This window comes from Streptomyces prunicolor, assembly GCF_045162825.1.
GTDB classification, from domain to species: Bacteria; Actinomycetota; Actinomycetes; order Streptomycetales; family Streptomycetaceae; genus Streptomyces; species Streptomyces prunicolor.
In genome coordinates this window covers 10,589,848-10,608,175 of record NZ_CP108676.1, presented here as the reverse complement: position 1 = coordinate 10,608,175, position 18,328 = coordinate 10,589,848, and the positions used below count along the sequence as shown (strand labels likewise).

Sequence of the window (18,328 nt, the reverse complement as noted above, 5' to 3'; positions counted from 1 at the left end):
TGGACAGCCACCGCGCCCGTGTCCCTCGCGTCCAGCGCCCGCCGCGCCGCGGCCGCGCGGGCCGAGCGCACGAAAGCGGCCGCTTTTGACGTGCGGGTCCCCATGCGGGACGGCACGGAGTTGTCGACGAACGTCTGGCGACCGGAGACGGATGAGCCGCTGCCTGTACTGCTCGCGCGTACGCCTTACGACAAGGAGAAGGCGGGTCTGGAGAGCGGCCTCATGCCGACTCCGTACGGCATGCTGCGCGGGGGTTACGCGGTGGTCGTCCAGGACTGCCGGGGCACCGTCGGTTCGGACGGTGTCTTCGTACCGCACGTGGACGACGCCTCGGACGGCGCCGACACGGTGGCCTGGCTGGCCGAACAGGAGTGGTGCGACGGCAGCGTGGGCATGTTCGGGGCAGAAGGTACAGGCCGGAGAGATCGCCCATAGCGTGCCCCACCTGCCATTGCGGCAGGCCGTCGCCGCTGCCTCACCCGGCGCCGATCGGCCCGCACATCAGGTTGCCGGGTTCGGCGGGGTCGTCGCTGGTCCAGAACTGGGTCCACAGCGCGGCGAACTCGGGGCGGCTGAGGTAGCCGTCGGCGTCCTGGTCGAGGCGCTCGAAGGAGCCGCCGGTCTCGACGGGCCGCCCGTGCCAGGTGTCGACGAGCCGCTGGTGCTCGCCGCGCGAGATGCGCCCGTCGGCGTTCTCGTCGACCGCGTCGAAGATGGTGTCGGCGGTGGCGGTGACGGCCTCGGGGATGGTCGGCAGCAGGTCCACCATGGCGAGGAGGTCGTCCATGTCGATCCGGCCGTCCCGGTCCGTGTCCACGGTCGCCGACAGATGCTGCCACCAGCCCTTCAGTACGCCGTCCACGCGCGCCGCCAGTTCCGATCCCTCTCTCACTCGCGGCAGCCGACCCCAACGGTCCGCCAGGGCCACGAAGTCCGCCTCCTCCAGATAGCCGTTGCCGTCCGCGTCGAACGCCTCGAACATGGCCTGGAGCTTGGTCCGCTGGAACTCACTGGACATCACATGTCTCCTCACTCGCAGTGCTGAGGACATGCTGTCCGCGGCCGACCGTCCCGCAACGGCGCTCGCGCTCACTACGGCGGGTACCCGCGCGCCGACGAGCCCGCCCAATGCGCCGAGCGCCGGTTTACCCGCGGCGGATGGAGAACCGTTCCCCCGCAACCGTCCACGCCCGCCGCACTCACCGGGTGCCGCCGCCGATTCCGTACCCTGGCGGCATGCGCATGCGCCCCACCCTGAGCTGGACCCCCACGGCGGACCTGCTGCCGGGCACCACCGACCTGGAGCCGATCGTCGACGCGCTGAGCGCAGGCGGTGTGCTGGTGCTCAGCGGGGCGGGCATCTCCACGGAGTCGGGCATCCCCGACTACCGGGGTGAGGGCGGGAGCCTGAGCCGGCACACCCCGATGACCTACCAGGACTTCACCGGGAGCGCGCACGCGCGGCGCCGGTACTGGGCGCGCAGCCACCTCGGCTGGCGCACCTTCGGGCGGGCCCGCCCCAACGTGGGACACCTGGCGGTGGCCGCCCTCGCCCGGGACGCCCGCGTCTCGGGCGTGATCACCCAGAACGTCGACGGCCTGCACCAGGCCGCCGGCAGCGAGGGCGTCGTGGAGCTCCACGGCAGCCTGGACCGGGTCGTGTGCCTCTCCTGCCGCGCCATCGGCCCGCGCCGCGAACTCGCCCGGCGCCTGGCGGCCGAGAACCCGGGCTTCGACCCGGTCGCCGCCGGGATCAACCCGGACGGTGACGCGGACCTCACCGACGCGCAGGTCGGGGACTTCCGCGTCGTGCCGTGCGCCGACTGCGGGGGCGTCCTCAAACCGGACGTGGTGTTCTTCGGCGAGTCGGTTCCGCCGCAGCGCGTCGAGCACTGTCGGCGGCTGGTCCGCGAGTCGACCGCGCTGCTGGTCCTCGGCTCCTCGCTGACGGTGATGTCCGGGCTGCGGTTCGTCCGTCAGGCGTCGCAGGAGGGCAAGCCGGTACTGATCGTCAACCGGGACCCCACCCGGGGCGACCCGCACGCCCGCACCCGGGTCGCGCTGCCCCTGGGCACGGCCCTGACGACCGTCGCCGACCGACTCGGCATCCCGGTCGGCGGACTCGCGGACTGAGGAACAGGTACTGAGAAACAGGTAGCGACGAACAGGTCTGAATGACGGCCTTGAACGAAACCGGGCTCACCGGGATCGGCGCTGCCGATCGGGTTCACGTGTACGGTGCGCACCCGCGCCCATAGCCGGCCCGGCCGGCCCAGCCGCTCTCACACCGAGAACTCGCGTATCACCGTGTTACGGAACACCGCGCTGCCGCCGATCGTGAACAGCGCGAGCCGGGTGTCCAGCAGGTACGGGAACACCTGACTGGTGTGCACATAGCGGCCGTCGTCGACGAACATCTCCACCGACGTACGGTCCACCAGGATGCGCAGCTTCACCGTGCCGGCGGACGGGTCGAACGGGGTGTGGCTCTCCTGCCACTTGCCGGACGTGTCGGCGTTCACCGTGTTGCGCCGGTTGAGGAAGGCGAAGTCGGCGTAGATCCCGGCGTCGATGTGCCGACCGCCGTCGGGTGAGCGCCTCAACTGGAGGCCTGCGCCGGTGAGTTGGGACCAGGTGAGCTCGGTCGTGACCTCGTAGGAGATACCGGTGTAATCGAGCACCTTCGTGCCGTCCACGGTCACGTCGCCCAGGTTCACGGTGCGGGAGACATGCGAGTCGAGGCCGGCGACGGGCCGGGAGGCGAGGTAGTAGGTGTTGTCGGACGCCTTCAGCAGGGTGATCTCGCGGACGACGGAGTCGGTGCCGTTGAAGCCGTCGCAGTCGATGGTGGGAGTGGTGTTGGCGTAGTCCCAGTTGTTCACCCAGCCGATCGCGTACCGGGCGGCCACGTCCACCGCGCCGCTCGCGTCCCGCTTCTCGAAGGTGACGGCGGCGTACCAGTCCCAGCCGTGGTCGAGCCACTGCGGGTCACTCGTGTCAGCGGTGAACGTGCTGCCGTCGAAGGAACCCGTCCAGTAGGCGTACGTGTTGGGCAGCCCCGAGCTCTTCCCGTTGGCGCTCGCGCCGAGCACCCATTTCACGGTGCCGTCGGCGGCGGTGATGCGGAACAGGTCGGGGCACTCCAGGACGCCGATGCCGTCGTGGACGAAACCGTTCACGTACGTCCAGGACTTGAGGTCGTCGGAGTGGTAGAAGCCGATCTTGTCGTTCTCGGCGAGGGCCATCACCCAGCGGCCCCGGTCCTCGTCGCGGATCACCTTGGGGTCGCGGAAGTCGGCGACGCCGGGGTTGGGCAGGACAGGGCCGGTCCCGTGGTTGGTGAAGCTGAGACCGCCGTCGGTCGAGTAGTACAGGAACTGCGCCTGGGAGTCGGTGCCGCCGCCAGGAGACATGGTGACGATGACGACGACCGCGCCCGCGCCGAATCCGGCCGTGTTGCCGGTGTCGACCACCGCCGAACCCGACCAGAGATCGCCGTTGGACGTGGTGTTCTTGGGTGCGGCGACCCCGCGGTCGGTGAAGGAGACCAGGTCCTCGGTGGTGGCCAGGCGCCATGCGGTGCCGACGACGCCGGTGAAGTAGTCGGCGTTGTAGAGGTAGTAATAGTGGTACTCGCCGTCGATCCAGACGGGCCGCTGCGGGTCGTTCTTCCACTGGTCGGGGACCGTGAAGTGGTACGCGGCGCGGTAACTCGCCCCGCTCGCCGCAGAGTTGGTCGCGCTCTTGGCCGTGGCCCCGCGCTTGGGCCTCGGCGCGGCCGTGGCCGTTCCGGTGGGCAGCAGCGCGGCGGCGGTGCCCACCGCCGATCCCGCGAACAGTGATCTCCTGGATATCCCCGATGTTCCGGGCATGGCACATCGTTCCTCTCGTGGCGGCTCACGACGCAGAGGGCGTGAAAAATCGGCTCAGATGAACGAGGACTGTAGACCTAACTCGTTAAAGGTCAAGAGTCCTGACCCTTTGAAGGTCATGCGTTCCCGACCCTTGACAGGCTTGCCGCCCGGTTCCCATCATCTGGGCATCAACCCTGAACTAACACGAGTTAGGCCCGTTGGATGACTGACTCGCACCTCCCCCGCCGCACGCTGCTGCGGTACGGCGCGTACGGGGCCGGAGCAGCCGCCCTGGCCGGTACCGCCGCGAGCTGGGACCGGCTCACCGGAGCCGACATCCCCGGCCGGGACGACGGCTCCCTCGTCGTCGCCACCCTCGGCTCCGCCTTCGACCCGGCCACCGTCGACGCCCTCACCAAGGGCTTCCGCCGGCTCCACCCCGACATCCCGCTGCGGGTGAACGCGGTGCAGGCCGTCGACTGGTCGGACTTCTTCGCGAAGATCCTCACCCAGATCGCCGCGGGCACCGCTCCCGACCTGGTGTATGTGGCCACGGAGGGCGTGCAGTTGTTCGCCCAACGGCTCGGCGTGTCCCTGGACCGCTGGGTGCGGCGGGACGCGGCGGAGCTGCGGGAGTACTTCGCCGACGTCCACCCCTCGCTGGTGGAGTCGATGATGTACGAGGGCAACCTCTACCAACTGCCCATGGAGTTCAACGCCGCCGACATGTACCTCAACAAGCAGGTGCTGAAGCGGGCGGGCGCGGAGTTCCCGGCGGCCGACTGGAGCCGCGACGACTTCACCGCGCTGCTACGGCAGTTGAAGCGTGGCGGCGGCTCCCACTTCACGCCGTACTTCTGGACCAACCGGCTGTGGGGCGGTGTGGTGCCCTGGCTCTTCGCGAACGGCACGAACCTGTTGAAGGAGTCGAAGGCACCCGGCGGCTCCTGGCTGTGGGACACCTTCTACCCGGCCGCCGACCGGAAGGGGCGCGGCGGCGGCTTCCGCTGGACGACCCCGCAGGCCACCACCGACCGCGTCGAGGAGGCGTACGACTACATCGCCTCCCTCGTCCAGGACAACCTGTGCACTCGGCCCGAGGGCGGCAACGGCAACAACCTGGTCGGCGTGTTCTCCACCGGCCACGTCGGCGTCACACCGGCGGGCGGCTTCTGGGCGGGCGGCCTGCAACAGGCCGGCATGCGGGCCGCCGACTACGACGTGCAGTACTTCCCGCGCTGGCGTACCCAGCGCCACCAGTTCGGCGCGGCGGGCTACGCGCTGCTGCGCACCTCGAAGAAGCAGGAAGCCGCCTGGGAGTTCATCAAGTACGCGGCCCGCAAGGACACCATGACCCGGTTGTTCCGGACCAACCAGACCACCCCGGCCCGGCGTTCGATGCTGAACGCCGCCCGCTACGCCGCGAGCGGCCCGGCGCACTGGCAGGTCTTCTACGACACCCTCGACCGGTTTCCCGACACCGGCCCGATCCCCGCGCCGCCGCAGGTCGCCGAGGTGACCGACGTCCTGCTCAAGTACACCGGCACGGCGCTGGCCTCGCCGCGTGCGGTGGGTCCCGCGCTGCGCCGGATGCAGGGCGACCTGGAGCAGGCCATGGAGCGTGCGGTATGACGAACACCCAGGTCCCGAACTCCCAGGTTCCGCCCGTCAGTTCGCGGCCCGCCACACCACCCGCCGTCGCCGTACGACCATCGGTCCGCGTCCGCGGCTCCCGGCTGCTGGCCGCGCTGTTCCTGGCGCCCACGGTCGTCGGCATCGTCGTCTTCACGGTCGTGCCGATCATCGGGTCCGTGGTACTGAGCCTGTTCCACTGGAACGTGATCGACCCGCCCCGTTTCGCCGGCGGCGCCAACTACCGTACGACCTTCACGGATTCGACCGTCCTGGTCTCCTTCCGCAACACGCTCCTCTTCATGGTTCTCGCGGTCACGCTGCAACTGCTGATCGCGCTGTCACTGGCGCTCGCACTGAACGGGCGGATGCCGGTGTGGCTGCGCTCGGTGTTCCGTTCGGCGTTCTTCTTCCCGCTGGTGCTGTCCGCCGCGTCCATCTCGGTGGTGATGAAGTACCTGTTCAACCAGGACTTCGGGGTGGTGAACTGGCTGATCGGCCTGGTCGGCGTCGCGCCCGTGCCCTGGCTGACCTCGGAGCACGCGGCGATGGCCACGGTGATCCTGGTCTACGTCTGGCAGCAGTTCGGCTTCTCGTTCCTGCTGTTCATCGGCGGTCTGAACAACATCCCCAAGGAGATCCACGAGGCCGCCGCCCTCGACGGCGCGACCGGCCTGCGCAAGCACCTCGGCATCACGCTGCCGCTGCTGTCGCCGACGCTGCTCGTCGCGTCGGTGGTCGGCATCATCAACGCCCTCCAGGTCTTCGAACAGCCCTACGTCCTCACCGACGGCGGCCCCGGCGACGCCACCCGCACCGTGGTGATGGTGATCTACGAGAGGGCCTTCGAGCAGCTCGACTTCGGCGAGGCATCCGCGGTGGGCGTGCTGCTCTTCGCGATGATCATGGCGGTCACCGCCGTCCAGTTCCGGCTCAGCCGGCGTTTCGTCCACTACCAGTGAGCCGGTGAGCCGCATGAGCCAAGCAACCCCGACCCTGAGCCGTCTGCGCTATTCACTCACCCCCTGGGCCCGGATCGCCGCGCTGACCGTGTGCGCCCTGCTGACGCTGGGCCCGGTCATCTGGACCGTCGCCACCTCGCTGCGCACTCCGGCCCAGTCCTTCGACCTGCCCCCGCAGATCATCCCCACGCACCCGACGACCGCGGCCTACCACGGGGTCTTCCAGCAGATCGACGTGTGGCTGCTCGCCCTGAACTCCACGCTGGTGACGGCACTGGTCGCCGTCGGCCAGATGATCACGGCGGGCCTGGCCGGATACGCCTTCGCGCGCCTGGAGTTCCGTTTCAAGAAGCCGCTCTTCGGCCTGGTCCTGGCGACCATGATGGTGCCGTTGCAGGTCACCATCGTGCCGGTGTTCCTGGTGCTGAAGACGATGGGCCTCACCGACACACTCCTCGGCCTGATCATCCCGGCCTTCCCGACCGCCTTCGGCACCTTCCTGATGCGCCAGTACTTCCTCGGTATGCCGAAGGACCTGGGCGAGGCGGCCATGCTGGACGGCGCGGGAACCTGGCGGATCTTCCGCTCGGTGTACGCGCCGCTCGCCACACCCGGCCTGGCGATCGTCGGCGTGCTGGCCTTCAACTACCACTGGAACGAGTTCTTCCGCCCACTCATCCTGGAGACCTCCAGCCAGAACTACACGCTTCCGCTGGGTCTGGTCTCCCTTCAGGGGAACCTCGGCACCGGGTCCATCTCGGTGGTCCTGGCCGGGGTCGTGCTCTCGATGCTCCCCGCCGTCGCCGTGTTCGCCGTCGGCCAGCGCCCTCTCCGCGAGGGCATCACGTCCGCAGGAGTCAACCGTTGAACAATGACCCCAACGCGCCGCGTTTCAGGGTCCGTCCGCCCGCCGGCTGGATCAACGACCCCAATGGGCCGTTCCGTTGGCGGGACCGCTACCACCTCTTCTACCAGCACAACCCCGACGCACCGGTGCACGCGAACGTCCACTGGGGTCATGCCTCCAGCACCGACCTCGCGCACTGGGAGCACCACCCGATCGCGCTCACCCCGACGCCCGGCGGCCCCGACGAGGCCGGCTGCTGGTCGGGCTGCGTGACCGACGACGCGGGCACACCGACCGCCGTATACACGGGAGTTGACCGTACCCACACCGGACTCGGCACCATCTGCCTGGCGCGGGCGGCGGACCCGGACGACGAGCAACTGACCGAGTGGAAGCCGCTGCCGACACCGGTGGTGGCGGGGCCGCCGCCGGGACTGGACGTGGTGATGTTCCGCGACCCGTTCGTCTTCCGCCACACGGGCAGACGCTGGGCCCTCGTCGGCGCCGGGCACGCCGACGGCACGCCGTCGGTCCTGCTCTACGACTGCGACGACCTGACCGACTGGCGGTTCGCCGGTGTGCTGCTGGACGGCAAGGACCCGGTGGCGGCTGGCGTGTTCGGCGAAAAGTCGGTGGGCTGGGAGTGCCCACACCTGTACCGGACGGCAGGCGGCGAGCACGTACTCCTGGTGTCCCTGTGGGACGGGGATCCCTGCTCCACCGGATACCTGACGGGCCGTCTGGAGGCGGACAGCCGGGGCGGGTTGAGTTTCGCACCGCGCGCCGGCGGCAGGCTCGACCAGGGGCGGGACTTCTACGCCCCCGCCGTGCTCCAGGAGCCGGACCGTGCACTGCTCTGGGGCTGGTCGTGGGAGGCCCGCCCGCAAGAGGAGTTGGACAGGGCCGGATGGGCGGGCGTCCTCACCGCACCCCGGGTGGTCGACATCCACCCCGACGGTTCACTGCGGGTGAGTCCGGCCCCGGAACTCGACCAGCTCCACCGGGCCGAGCCGTTCGTCACCGCGCCGGGCCGGGTTCCGCTTCCGAACGCCTACGACCTGACGGTCACCGCATGCGGACCGACCACGGTGAGCCTGCTCCGGGACGCGGCGGACCGGGAGTTGACCGTCCGGGCGGACCCCGCCTCGGGGACCGTCGTCCTCGACCGCGTCGCCTGGCCCCGGACCGGCAGGGAAGGCTCCGCCCCGATCACCGTGCACGTGCCGAAGGCGCCGGAACTCACGCTCCGGCTGCTCGTCGACGGCTCACTCCTCGAACTCTTCGTCGCGGACCGAGCCATGGTCACCGAGCGCGTCTACCGGCGCCCCGACGACATCGCCGAGCTGGTCGTCGAGGGGCCGGAGGCCCGGGTCACCGGGTGGGCGCCGGACTCAGGGAGGCGGGGCTGACCACGGGCCAGGTCGCGCGCGGGTCGGGTGCCTGGGTCATCCGGGGGGGCCGGCCCCGGGGAGGCACGGCTGACCACAGGGCAGGGCAGGCGCGGGTCGGGTGCGTGGGTCACCGGGTGGGTGCCGGACTCACGGAGGCGCGGCTGACCAGAGTGCAGGCCACGCGCGGGTCGGGGCCCGGGGCACTGGATGGGCGCCGCACCCACGAAGGCACGACGGACCATGCGCGGGTCGGGTACCCGGGGCACCGGGTGTGCGCCGGCCCGCGGCTGACCACGGGCCAGGTCACGTGCGGGCCGGGTGCCCAGGTCACCGGGTCGGCGCCGGGCCCACGGAGGCGCGGCTGACCACAGGGCAGGCCAGGCGCCGGACAGTTGCGGGTGGTGCCTGGCCGGCTTCGATGGCGTCCAGGAGCAGCCGGGTCGCCGCCTCGCCCATCGCCCGGTGCGGAAGCGCGACCGAGGTGAGCGGCGGGGTGAGGAAGGCGGCCATGTGCTCCTGGTCGTCGTAGCCGACCACTGACAGATCGGCGGGCACGTCGATCCCGAGCCGGGTCGCGGCGTGCAGGACACCCGCCGCGACCCGGTCGTTGTAGCACAGAACGCCGGTGGGGCGACGGCCCGGCTCGATCCCGTCGAGCAGGCGCAGCGCCCCCGCGTATCCCGCGGAGATCTCCCCGCCGCCGCGCACGATCCACTCCTCGGGCACGGTGACGCCCTCGGCGCGCAGCGCCTCCCGGATGCCGCGGGTGCGTTCCACCGAGGCGATGTCGTCCAGACCGCCGATCACGGCGAGCCGGCGGTGGCCGGCGGCGAGCAGCAGCCGGGCCGCCGTACGGCCACCGGCGCGCTCGGCGGGGACCACGGCGGGCAGGGAGTCGTCCTCGGGAAGGCAGTTGGCCAGCACGGAGTGGGTGCGGTGCAGGCCCTCGGGGACGCGGACCCGGCGCAGTGACATGGCCGCGTAGATGATGCCGTCCACGCGCCGGTCGAGCAGTTCCGCGACGGCCGCGTCCTCCTTGACCGGGTCACCGCCGGAGTCGACGGTGAGGACGAGATGGTCGCTGTCCCAGGCGGTCTCCATGGCGCCGCGCAGCAGCCGACCGGCGAACGGCGAGGACGCGATCTCATCGGTGACCAGCCCGATCACGGCCGTACGGCGACGGCGCAGACCGCGGGCCACCGGGTCGGGACGGTAGCCCAGCTGGGCCGCGGCCTGCCGGATGCGTTCCTGGGTGGCGGCCGAGAGGTTGCCGTCGGCCCGGCCGTTGAACACGAAGGACACCGCGGTGTGGGACACACCGGCGAGCCGGGCGACGTCGCGTGACGTCGGGCGCCCGGTGCCCGTGTTCCTGCTCTCCTCGGCACCGCCCACGCCGTCCGCCGCCCTCGCCCAGCCCGACCCTGTCGATCACCGCCCACCCTATCCGCGGGGAGCGCCACGGCATACGGGAGATCCTCAGGGCGCCGCGGCGCGGGCGTTCGATGTGATCGCCTTTGATCACCGGACTCTCCGGAGGACGGGGACCGCTTCGGACCTGGCCGGACCTGGCCGGACCGCGCAAGCCGCTCACGACGACCGGTCTGTGGTGGCGGACCTGACTGGCGCCCTCGCTGAAGGGGACGTCCTCGGTCCGATGGACGGTGTTCTCATGCCCCGCGGGCATCACAGAGCGCGAAACAGGTCTTGGACAGGACCCGCGATCAGGCCGCACGGTGGAGTCGCACCTGATCATCGGCGAGGCACGGCATGAAGATTTTCCTGACGGGCCGAACTGCTACGACGAGGACTCATGATGGTTGACAGGCCTGCATCCCTTCCCGTGTCCGAGCCGGTCGACCACGGCGTCTTGATCCCTCTGGACGTTTACTTCGACGACCTCGACCCGTACGGGATGCTGCACAACAGTCGCTACACCGTGATGGTCGAACGCGCTTGGAACACGTACGCGTTCAGTCTTGGCTTCGGCGCATTCGAAGAGGCCAAGCCGACCCATTACGTCGTGAAGGCGGTCGGCATCGTGTTCGACCTCCCTGTGACCGGCAACGGGGAAATCGCCGTCCACCTCTGGACCGAGCGCGTAGGCCGCACATCGGCAACGACCGGCTTCCGCGTATGCACCCGTGATGGCAGCACCACGTATGCACACGGGACGCGGACCATCGTGAATCTGAGCGGGGAGACGATGCGCCCCACCGAGTGGTCCGAGGCCCATCGAGCGGGGTTCGGTCGAATCCAGGGCCCTGAAGCCTAGGACCTGGTCAGCGCCCCGCCGACAGGCAAGTCCAGCCCCGCAAAAAGTAATGCCCAGTATGTACAAGGGAAAATCCAGTTCATCAGTCCGCAAATCGATCACTGGATCGGTGTAATCGGCAAATACACCGCACCGCTTGGCGATCTAGCGTCGGAGTGCACGGGGCCGCACGGACCAGAAAGGCATCCAGACACTCATGCCCATCCCGCATACCGACGTCATGCCCGAAGCCGAGTTCGACACCCTGACCGTTTCCCGCACCGGCGGCCTCCCGCCGGCCGTCGACCTTCTCCAGCCCGTCGACGAGCTGCCCGAGTTCGCGTCGGAGCCCGACCTGGTCTGCCGCCGCGTACGCGACGAGCTGATGCTCGACGGCAACGCCCGCCTGAACCTCGCCACCTTCGTGACGACCTGGATGGAGCCGCAGGCAAGGGAGTTGATGGCGGAGACCGCCGAGAAGAACCTCGCCGACCGCGCCGAGTACCCGCAGATCACGGCGATGGAGGAGCGCTGCGTACGGATGCTCGCCCGGCTCTGGCACGCGCCGCATCCGGAGCAGGTCCGCGGCTGCTCGACCACCGGCTCCAGCGAGGCCGCGATGCTCGGCGGGCTCGCACTCAAGCGCCGCTGGCAGGAACGCCGCCGCGCCCAGGGCAAGGACACCGCGCGCCCGAACATCGTGATGGGTGCGAACGTCCAGGTGTGCTGGAAGAAGTTCGCCAACTACTTCGAGGTGGAGCCGCGTTACGTCCCGATGGAGCCGGGCCGCTACCACCTCACGGCCGACACGCTCACCGCGTACTGCGACGACAACACCATCGGCGTCGTGACCATCCTCGGCTCCACGTTCGACGGCTCCTACGAGCCCGTCGCGGACATCTGCATGGCGCTGGACGGCTACCAGGCCGCCACCGGCACCGACATCCCCGTGCATGTCGACGGCGCGTCCGGCGCGATGGTTGCCCCGTTCCTCGACCCGGGCCTCATGTGGGACTTCCAGCTCGAACGCGTCGCCTCCATCAACACCTCGGGGCACAAGTACGGGCATGTCTTCCCCGGCCTGGGCTGGGCCCTGTGGCGCGACGCCGAAGCCCTCCCCGACGACCTGGTGTTCGAGGTCGACTACCTCGGCGGCAGCTCCCCCAGCTTCACCCTCAACTTCTCCCGCCCGGGCGCACATGTCGTCGCGCAGTACTACAGCTTCCTCCGCTACGGCGTCGAAGGGCTGCGCAATCTGGCGGCGCAGAGCCGGAGCACGGCCCGCGCGCTCGCCGCACGTATCCGGACCGTCGCGCCCTACGAGTTGATCACGGACGGCTCCGAACTCCCGGCGTTCGCCTTCCGGTTGGCGCCCGGCACGCAAGGCTTCACGGTGTTCGACGTCTCCCACGCGATGCGCGCCCGCGGCTGGCATCTGCCCGCCTACAGCTTCCCCGCGCCCTGCCAGGACGTCTCCGTCCTACGGCTGGTGGTGCGCACGGGGTTCACCGCCGAGCTCGCGGGCATGTTCATCGCCGACCTGACCGAGGTCACCAGGAACCTGCACACCAGCCGCCCGACGCTCGCGCCACCGCACCAGCCGCTCGTCACCGCCTGACGCCACACCCCCATCCCTCCCCCTGCACCTCCGAAGCCGCCAACTCGCCTTCTCCGGAGAAGAGTTGAGCGTCGGCCGGTACGCGGTCCGCGGCAACTCCCGTCAGTGGGTGTGGCGGCGGACCGCGTCCAGCAGTTGGTCGATGTCGTCGGCGCTGTGCGAGAAGGCGGTGACGAAGCGGACGATTCCCGGCTCCCAGCGGTCGTGATAAAAGGCGTAGCCCTCCGCGAGGAGTCCTTCGGTAACCTGCTGAGGCAGGCGGCAGAAGAGGATGTTGGCCTGCGGGGTGGCCAACAGGCCTGCGCCGGCAATGGACTTGAGGCCGTCGCCGAGGCGGGTGGCCATCACGTTGGCCTGGCGGGCGTTGCGCACCCAGAGGTCGTCGGTGAGATACGCGTCGATCTGGGCCGTGTTGAAGCGCATCTTGGAGGCCAGCTGCCCGGCGCGCTTGGCGCGGAAGGCGAGTTCACCGGCGAGCGCGGGGTCGAAGGAGACGATGGCGTCGGCGGTCATCGCACCGTTCTTGGTGGCGCCGAAGGACAGCACGTCGACGCCTGCCTTCCAGGTCATCTCGGCCGGGGTGGCGCCGAGATGGACCAGGGCGTTGGCGAAGCGCGCCCCGTCCATGTGGACGCGCAGCCCAGCATCCTTGGCGATGGCGGACACCTGGCGGATCTCGTCCAGGGTGTAGACACTGCCGCTCTCGGTGGCCTGGCTGATGCTCACCGCGGACGGCTGCACACTGTGCACGTCACCGGCCCGGCGGCGCACCGCGACCCGCAGCGCGTCGGGGTCGATCTTGCTGTCGGCACCCGGGACACCGACGAGCTTGGCCCCGTTGGTGAAGAACTCCGGCGCCCCGCACTCGTCGGTGTTGATGTGGCTCTCGGGGTGGGACAGCACGCTCCCCCACGGCGGCGTGAGGGCGGCCAGACTCAGGCCGTTGGCCGCGGACCCGGTGGAGACCGGGAAGACCTCGACGTTCCGCTCGAAGATCTCCCCGAGCCTGCGGCGGGCGCTTTCGGTGAAGGGGTCGTTGCCGTACGGCAGGACCTGCCCGGCTGCCGCGTCGGCGACGGCGCGGGCTATCTGCGGGGACGCGCCGGCCATGTTGTCGCTGATGAAGGCGCGACTGGAGGGCGTGGTGGCGATGATGGCGGTGCTCATGAGCAGGGGTTCCTCGGTCTCAAGTCCTGCTGAGGTATTCATTGTTGACGGTGCCTCAGATGCCGGATGGAGTCTCAGGTGCTGATGGGCGAGGCGAAGACGACGGTGATGTCGACCTCCTCGGCGCCGGTCCGGTAGAAGTGCGGGGCGTCTCCGGCGAAGGCGAGCATGTCGCCCGGGCCCAGATCCTCCGGGGCGTCGACCGGACCGGCGGTGACGTGCCCGGTGGCGATGAGCAGGTGCTCGATGGTGCCGGTGGCGTGCGGTACACCGGCCAGCTCCGTCTCCGGCGGGATGCGCAGCCGCCAGATCTCCAGACTGTTGCCGCTGCTGATCCGGCGTAGCAACTCCCGTGACACTTCCCCGGGTTCGATGTCCGTGCCCGGTCGGAAGACCGGACCGGTGTCGGCGTCGCGCGCCAGCAGGTCGGCGATCGGGATGCGCAGGGCGATCGCGATCGCGTCCAGGGTGTCGATCGTGGGGTTGCCGTTTCCGGCCTCCAGCTGCGACAGCGTGGCCTTGCTCAGTCCGGCGCGGCGGGCCATCTCCGCGGCGCTCATGCCGCGCTGCTGACGGCGCAGCCGGATCTTCGCGCCGACCGCTGCCGCGGTACTGCTCACCGGCCGTCGGCCGGACGGCGGGGGCGTCATCGACGGCTCCGGTGGGTCGCGGTGTAGGACACGCGGATACGGCCTTTCTTGACCTTCAGCGTCGGCAGTTCCACGTCGGTCAGGTCGCCGAGGCTGCGCACATGGGTGCCGCCGCAGGGCGCGGAGTGCAGCGCGTCGAGATGCACCTCGCGGCGCCCGTCGGGGAGGTACCGCGCGAAGACCGGCAGATCGTCGGCGACCGCGGCCGCCACCGCGGCGCGCAGCACGGCGGTCACTTCCTCCCGTCCCTCCGGGTCGGCCAGTCGCGCGTCCGAGGGCGGTGCCTGGAACTCGATGCGGGCCTGACCGGGGAAGTGGATGCTCCCGACCATCTCCCATCCCTGTGTCCGTCCGACCGCCTCGACGAGATGTCCGGCCGTGTGCAGCGCGGCATGCAGCATCCGCGGCTCAAGATCGATCCGGGCCCGCACCCACTCCCCCACGGCGAGTTCCGGAAGACCGCCGCCCGCAGCCGCCGTAGCGACGACCAGCCCCGACTCGTGGTCCCGGACCGGAACGATCTCCGCGTCCTGGAGCCATCCCCGGTCGGCGGGCTGGCCGCCGCCCTGCGGATGGAACAGACAGTGTTCGACGGCCGCCCATGCCGTCCCGTCCTTCTCACCGACCGCGATCACTCGCGTGTCGACCTGCTCCAGGTAGGTGTCATCGAGGTAGGCGCTGATCTGCGCGCCCTCCCGAACAGCCGCGATTGAATGAACCATGCGTTCACTATACCGAACTCGAGCGAGATACTGAACGCAACGTTCATTTTAATCAACGCCTCCGCTCTCGTACGCGCCCGCGCCAGAAGTCGACGGATGCCCGAGAACAGGCGTACCGCACGAGGCAGCACGCCGTCCGGCGCCTCCGGTATCACGCCAATATCGGCATCCGCCGGGCCACCACCGACGGGCCCGCCTCCACCCCGTCAGCTCACTTCACACACTCGCCGCACTCCTGTCACACAAGAAACGCATCCAGCCGATCCCGGCCGGGGGGCTGCCCGCGGGGCAGACGGCGTGCACGCGGCCCGCCTAGCCTCCGGGCCCATGCGATCACCCCGTATGAGACGCCTCGGTCTCGCCACCGTCCTCGGTCTCGCCCTCGCCGTCTTCGGCCTGGCCCCGAGCGCGAGCGCGGCGGACGCCGACCTGACCTTTGCCACCGACACCGCCACCACGACGCCCGGCGGTGCGGTGAAACTCTCGATGACGCTGACCAACAACAAGACCTACGACGTCCTGTTCGTCTACCAGACGATCGAGCCCACCTGGCTGACCACCCAGCGGCCCGACCTCAAGTACAGCTTCACCGACTGCGCCCTGACCACGGACACCGGCAGCACCCCCTGCACCGGTGTGGGGCCCACCGACCTGGGCCCGGACTACGGCGCCACCATCCCGCCCGGGCAGAGCCGGACCGTGACGCTGACCCTGCAGGTCGCCGCCGATTCGGGCTGCAACGGGAACATCGGCTTCTACTCGTACTACTACTCCGAGTTCAGCGACTCGACGAACGTCAGCGGCGGCCCGGTCTACACGCCGGAGACACGCGTCCTCTGCGCCTGACACCGGCGACCCGCGTCAACCCCGCGGCTCCGAGAAGCGCTCGGCTGGACCGTTCCAGCCGAGCGCCTTCCGTTGCCTGTCGTTCAGACCGTCTGTCTGTCGTTCAGCCCGTCGGCACTGCCCACAGGAACCGGCCGTCACTCCGGTCGGCGCGGGGCCGCCGTCGAATCGCGTACCACCAGCCGCGACCCGACACGGATGAGCCGGCCGACGCTCTCCTCACCGGGGTCGCCGTTGTCGGGGCGACTGTCGATGCGGCGCAGCAGTTGCTCCGCCGCGAGTTCGCCGAGGTCGCGGGCCCCGTTGTCGACGACGGTGATCGGCGGATGCCAGTACGGGAACCAGGGCGCCTCCTCGTGGCACACCAGCGAGAGCTGTTCCGGCACCCGGACCCCGAGCTGCACCAGGGCGCCGAGCACTCCGAACGTCGCTTCGTGGTTGGCGCTGTACAGCGCGGTGGGCGGGTTGTCGGCGCCCATCAGCCGCATCGCCGCCTCCGCACCGAACGGCACGGTGAACGGACCCCGCGCGCACAGGGCGGGATCGGGTTCGAGTCCGACGGTGGCCAGCGCCGCGGCGAACCCCGCGTAACGGTCGCGCCCGGAGTCGACTCCCGCCGGGCCACCGATGAAGGCGACGCTCCGGTGCCCGAGGTCGAGCAGGTGCCGGACGGCCAGTTCGGCGCCGTCCCGGTCGGCGGCCATCACGGAGTCGCCGGGGGCGCTGTCGGGCGAGCGCATCAGGTTCACCACGGGGATTCCGGCCGCGCTCACCTGCCGTACCGTCGCGGTGTTGTCGCCCGTGCCCACGATGATCAGGCCGTCGACGCGGTGGTCCAACAGCATGTCCAGGTAACGGCGTTCGCGTGCCGGGTCCGAGTCGGTGACGCACAGCAGCACTTGGTAGCCGCGTTCGTCGAGCCGCTGCTGGAGCACCTCGGTGATGCGGTGGAACGAGGCGTTCACCAGGTTCGTTATGACCAGCCCGACGAGGTTGCTGCGCCGGGTGCGCAGTCCGCTGGCGATCCGGTTGGGGCGGTAGCCGAGGCGTTCCGCCGCGGACTGCACCGCGCGCTTCGTCTGCGCGCTGACCCGACTGGAACCGCTGAGCACCCGCGAGGCCGTGCTCTTGGAGACCCCTGCCGCCTCGGCCACCTGGTCCAAGGTGACGGCCACCGGCCCACCCCCCGATCATGAAATCGATCCCATACGACTCTTCTCGTACGCCGAGCCGTGATCGCCATCATGTCAGACGGGGTCGAGTCGGTGGCGTAAACAATGCGTTTCGTCAGCAGTTTCCAGCCAGAACGAGGTTGACCGGCCCCTCCGGGCGATGCCACGGTGCTGTGCAATCGATCCCACAGAGTGGTCCCACAAGGTGCTGTCCCGACGGGACGTCCTGACGGGACGGACACTCGATCGGAGCACACACGATGAACACTTCCGGCGCCGCCCCCTGGCGCGGCTACTGGCCGGCCGCACCCACCCCCTTCTCCACCGACGGCTCCCTCGACGAGGACGCCTGGCGCGCACTGCTCGCGCTGTACGCCGAGCACGGCGTGCACGGAGTGCTGGTGAACGGCACCACCGGCGAGTGGTTCTCCCAGACCCCCGAGGAGCGCCTCCGGGTCGCCGAGATCGCGGTCGCCGAACTCTCCGGACAGCTGCCGGTGGTGATCGGCTGCGGGGCCTACACCGCCGCCGAGTCCGCCCGCTACGGCGAGCACGCCCGCTCGATCGGCGCGGACGGCATCCTCACCACCCCGCCGCCGTACGTCCACCCGAGCCAGGACGAGATCCATGCCTTCTACGCCACTCTCGCCGGGGCGGTCGATCTGCCGCTCATGGTCTACAACTGGCCGCGCGGCACCGCCGTGGACATCACGGTCGACACCTTGGTCGGGCTGGCCGAACTCGACACCGTGGTGGCGGTCAAGGACAGCTCGGGCGACGAGTTGAAGGTCGCGGACACCTGCGCCGCCCTGGCCGGCAAGGTCCAGGTCTTCGGCCGCTTCATCCACCGCCGGGGCATGGCCGTCATGGCCGAGTTCGGTGGCGCCGGAAACATCGACGGCGGCGGCCTCGGCGCGCCCTTCGCCGTCCCCTTCTACGAGGCCTACTGGGCCGGTGATCTCGACCGGGCCCGGGAATGGTCGGCACGCTACGAACGGCTTGTGAACCTGCTCGTCAACGACGACTACAGCTCACGGTTCGCCTCACCCACCTCGCAGCTCAAAGCCGCCATGCGGCTGCTCGGGCAGCCCGGAGGGCATGTACGCCCCCCGCTGCTCCCCCTGGAGGACCCGTCAGCGCTGCTCGGCCTGTCCGAGGCGCTCGACGAGGCCGGGCTGCACCCCTGTTCCACCAGCACCGGAAAAAGGTGAACCGA

General features: G+C 70.0%; 17 protein-coding genes. 10 read left to right on the top strand and 7 right to left on the bottom strand.

Features of this window, described 5'->3' with window-relative positions; translation table 11 throughout:
• The first annotated feature begins 18 nt into the window (after positions 1–18).
• Positions 19–435, top strand: a complete 417-nt coding sequence (locus OG588_RS47925) for a CocE/NonD family hydrolase (RefSeq protein WP_405952806.1) — start codon at positions 19–21, stop codon at positions 433–435.
• Between the two features lie 40 nt (positions 436–475).
• Here OG588_RS47925 and OG588_RS47920 read toward each other — a convergent pair whose 3' ends face one another.
• Positions 476–1,051: an EF-hand domain-containing protein gene (locus OG588_RS47920; RefSeq protein WP_405952805.1), complete on the bottom strand. Its 576-nt coding sequence runs from the start codon at positions 1,049–1,051 to the stop codon at positions 476–478.
• A 185-nt stretch (positions 1,052–1,236) separates the two neighbouring features.
• Here OG588_RS47920 and OG588_RS47915 point away from each other — a divergent pair, with 185 nt between their 5' ends.
• Positions 1,237–2,133, top strand: coding sequence for an NAD-dependent protein deacetylase (locus OG588_RS47915; protein WP_405952804.1), 897 nt, complete (start codon positions 1,237–1,239; stop codon positions 2,131–2,133).
• Positions 2,134–2,282: 149 nt separating this feature from the next.
• Here the strand turns inward: OG588_RS47915 and OG588_RS47910 are convergent, their stop codons facing one another.
• Positions 2,283–3,872 (bottom strand): glycoside hydrolase family 32 protein, encoded by a 1,590-nt coding sequence (locus OG588_RS47910; protein WP_405952803.1) that lies wholly within the window; start codon positions 3,870–3,872, stop codon positions 2,283–2,285.
• Positions 3,873–4,076: 204 nt separating this feature from the next.
• On the opposite strand from OG588_RS47910, the gene OG588_RS47905 reads away from it, so the two are divergent.
• Genes OG588_RS47905 through OG588_RS47890 form a run of 4 tightly spaced genes read left to right on the top strand, consistent with a single transcriptional unit; the run spans position 4,077 to position 8,704 of the window.
• On the top strand, positions 4,077–5,486 hold the full coding sequence (locus OG588_RS47905) for an extracellular solute-binding protein (protein WP_405952802.1): 1,410 nt from the start codon (positions 4,077–4,079) through the stop codon (positions 5,484–5,486).
• Entirely contained in the window at positions 5,483–6,448 is a 966-nt protein-coding gene (locus OG588_RS47900; RefSeq protein ID WP_405952801.1) for a carbohydrate ABC transporter permease, read from the top strand. The genes OG588_RS47905 and OG588_RS47900 overlap by 4 nt, the downstream gene beginning before the upstream one ends.
• Positions 6,449–6,461: 13 nt before the next feature.
• A complete protein-coding gene (locus tag OG588_RS47895; protein WP_393049625.1) occupies positions 6,462–7,316 on the top strand; it encodes a carbohydrate ABC transporter permease in 855 nt (284 codons plus the stop codon).
• Positions 7,313–8,704: a glycoside hydrolase family 32 protein gene (locus OG588_RS47890; protein WP_405952800.1), complete on the top strand. Its 1,392-nt coding sequence runs from the start codon at positions 7,313–7,315 to the stop codon at positions 8,702–8,704. Before OG588_RS47895 ends, OG588_RS47890 begins: the two co-directional genes overlap by 4 nt.
• Before the next feature lie 309 nt (positions 8,705–9,013).
• Here the strand turns inward: OG588_RS47890 and OG588_RS47885 are convergent, their stop codons facing one another.
• Positions 9,014–10,078: a LacI family DNA-binding transcriptional regulator gene (locus OG588_RS47885; protein ID WP_366097693.1), complete on the bottom strand. Its 1,065-nt coding sequence runs from the start codon at positions 10,076–10,078 to the stop codon at positions 9,014–9,016.
• 448 nt (positions 10,079–10,526) lie between these two features.
• Between OG588_RS47885 and OG588_RS47880 the strand changes: the two genes are divergently transcribed.
• Together OG588_RS47880 and OG588_RS47875 are read left to right on the top strand one after the other, a co-directional pair.
• Positions 10,527–10,958 (top strand): acyl-CoA thioesterase, encoded by a 432-nt coding sequence (locus tag OG588_RS47880; protein ID WP_405952799.1) that lies wholly within the window; start codon positions 10,527–10,529, stop codon positions 10,956–10,958.
• A gap of 196 nt (positions 10,959–11,154) precedes the next feature.
• The gene (locus OG588_RS47875; protein ID WP_405952798.1) at positions 11,155–12,555 is read left to right on the top strand and encodes a glutamate decarboxylase; all 1,401 of its coding nucleotides are present in this window, start codon (positions 11,155–11,157) and stop codon (positions 12,553–12,555) included.
• Between the two features lie 102 nt (positions 12,556–12,657).
• Here the strand turns inward: OG588_RS47875 and OG588_RS47870 are convergent, their stop codons facing one another.
• The 3 genes from OG588_RS47870 to OG588_RS47860 form a co-directional block, all read right to left on the bottom strand.
• Entirely contained in the window at positions 12,658–13,722 is a 1,065-nt protein-coding gene (locus tag OG588_RS47870; protein WP_405952797.1) for a threonine aldolase family protein, read from the bottom strand.
• A 74-nt stretch (positions 13,723–13,796) separates the two neighbouring features.
• Positions 13,797–14,372: a helix-turn-helix domain-containing protein gene (locus OG588_RS47865; RefSeq protein ID WP_019056220.1), complete on the bottom strand. Its 576-nt coding sequence runs from the start codon at positions 14,370–14,372 to the stop codon at positions 13,797–13,799.
• Positions 14,369–15,094, bottom strand: a complete 726-nt coding sequence (locus OG588_RS47860; RefSeq protein ID WP_405952796.1) for a metal-dependent hydrolase — start codon at positions 15,092–15,094, stop codon at positions 14,369–14,371. The genes OG588_RS47865 and OG588_RS47860 overlap by 4 nt, the downstream gene beginning before the upstream one ends.
• 342 nt (positions 15,095–15,436) lie before the next feature.
• Between OG588_RS47860 and OG588_RS47855 the strand changes: the two genes are divergently transcribed.
• Positions 15,437–15,940, top strand: a complete 504-nt coding sequence (locus tag OG588_RS47855) for a hypothetical protein (RefSeq protein WP_019056218.1) — start codon at positions 15,437–15,439, stop codon at positions 15,938–15,940.
• 137 nt (positions 15,941–16,077) lie between these two features.
• Here the strand turns inward: OG588_RS47855 and OG588_RS47850 are convergent, their stop codons facing one another.
• The gene (locus OG588_RS47850) at positions 16,078–17,115 is read right to left on the bottom strand and encodes a LacI family DNA-binding transcriptional regulator (RefSeq protein WP_266866907.1); all 1,038 of its coding nucleotides are present in this window, start codon (positions 17,113–17,115) and stop codon (positions 16,078–16,080) included.
• A 257-nt stretch (positions 17,116–17,372) separates the two neighbouring features.
• Here OG588_RS47850 and OG588_RS47845 point away from each other — a divergent pair, with 257 nt between their 5' ends.
• Positions 17,373–18,323, top strand: a complete 951-nt coding sequence (locus OG588_RS47845) for a dihydrodipicolinate synthase family protein (RefSeq protein WP_405952795.1) — start codon at positions 17,373–17,375, stop codon at positions 18,321–18,323.
• The last annotated feature ends 5 nt before the right edge of the window (positions 18,324–18,328 follow it).

Bases quoted from the DNA above. Each gene is read 5' to 3' on its own strand.
- OG588_RS47920 (WP_405952805.1), bottom strand. From the start codon at position 1,051: ATGTCCTCAGCACTGCGAGTGAGGAGACATGTGATGTCCAGTGAGTTC.
- OG588_RS47915 (WP_405952804.1), top strand. From the start codon at position 1,237: ATGCGCATGCGCCCCACCCTGAGCTGGACCCCCACGGCGGACCTGCTG.
- OG588_RS47910 (WP_405952803.1), bottom strand. From the start codon at position 3,872: ATGCCCGGAACATCGGGGATATCCAGGAGATCACTGTTCGCGGGATCG.
- OG588_RS47905 (WP_405952802.1), top strand. From the start codon at position 4,077: ATGACTGACTCGCACCTCCCCCGCCGCACGCTGCTGCGGTACGGCGCG.
- OG588_RS47900 (WP_405952801.1), top strand. From the start codon at position 5,483: ATGACGAACACCCAGGTCCCGAACTCCCAGGTTCCGCCCGTCAGTTCG.
- OG588_RS47895 (WP_393049625.1), top strand. From the start codon at position 6,462: ATGAGCCAAGCAACCCCGACCCTGAGCCGTCTGCGCTATTCACTCACC.
- OG588_RS47875 (WP_405952798.1), top strand. From the start codon at position 11,155: ATGCCCATCCCGCATACCGACGTCATGCCCGAAGCCGAGTTCGACACC.
- OG588_RS47870 (WP_405952797.1), bottom strand. From the start codon at position 13,722: ATGAGCACCGCCATCATCGCCACCACGCCCTCCAGTCGCGCCTTCATC.
- OG588_RS47865 (WP_019056220.1), bottom strand. From the start codon at position 14,372: ATGACGCCCCCGCCGTCCGGCCGACGGCCGGTGAGCAGTACCGCGGCA.
- OG588_RS47860 (WP_405952796.1), bottom strand. From the start codon at position 15,094: ATGGTTCATTCAATCGCGGCTGTTCGGGAGGGCGCGCAGATCAGCGCC.
- OG588_RS47855 (WP_019056218.1), top strand. From the start codon at position 15,437: ATGAGACGCCTCGGTCTCGCCACCGTCCTCGGTCTCGCCCTCGCCGTC.
- OG588_RS47845 (WP_405952795.1), top strand. From the start codon at position 17,373: ATGAACACTTCCGGCGCCGCCCCCTGGCGCGGCTACTGGCCGGCCGCA.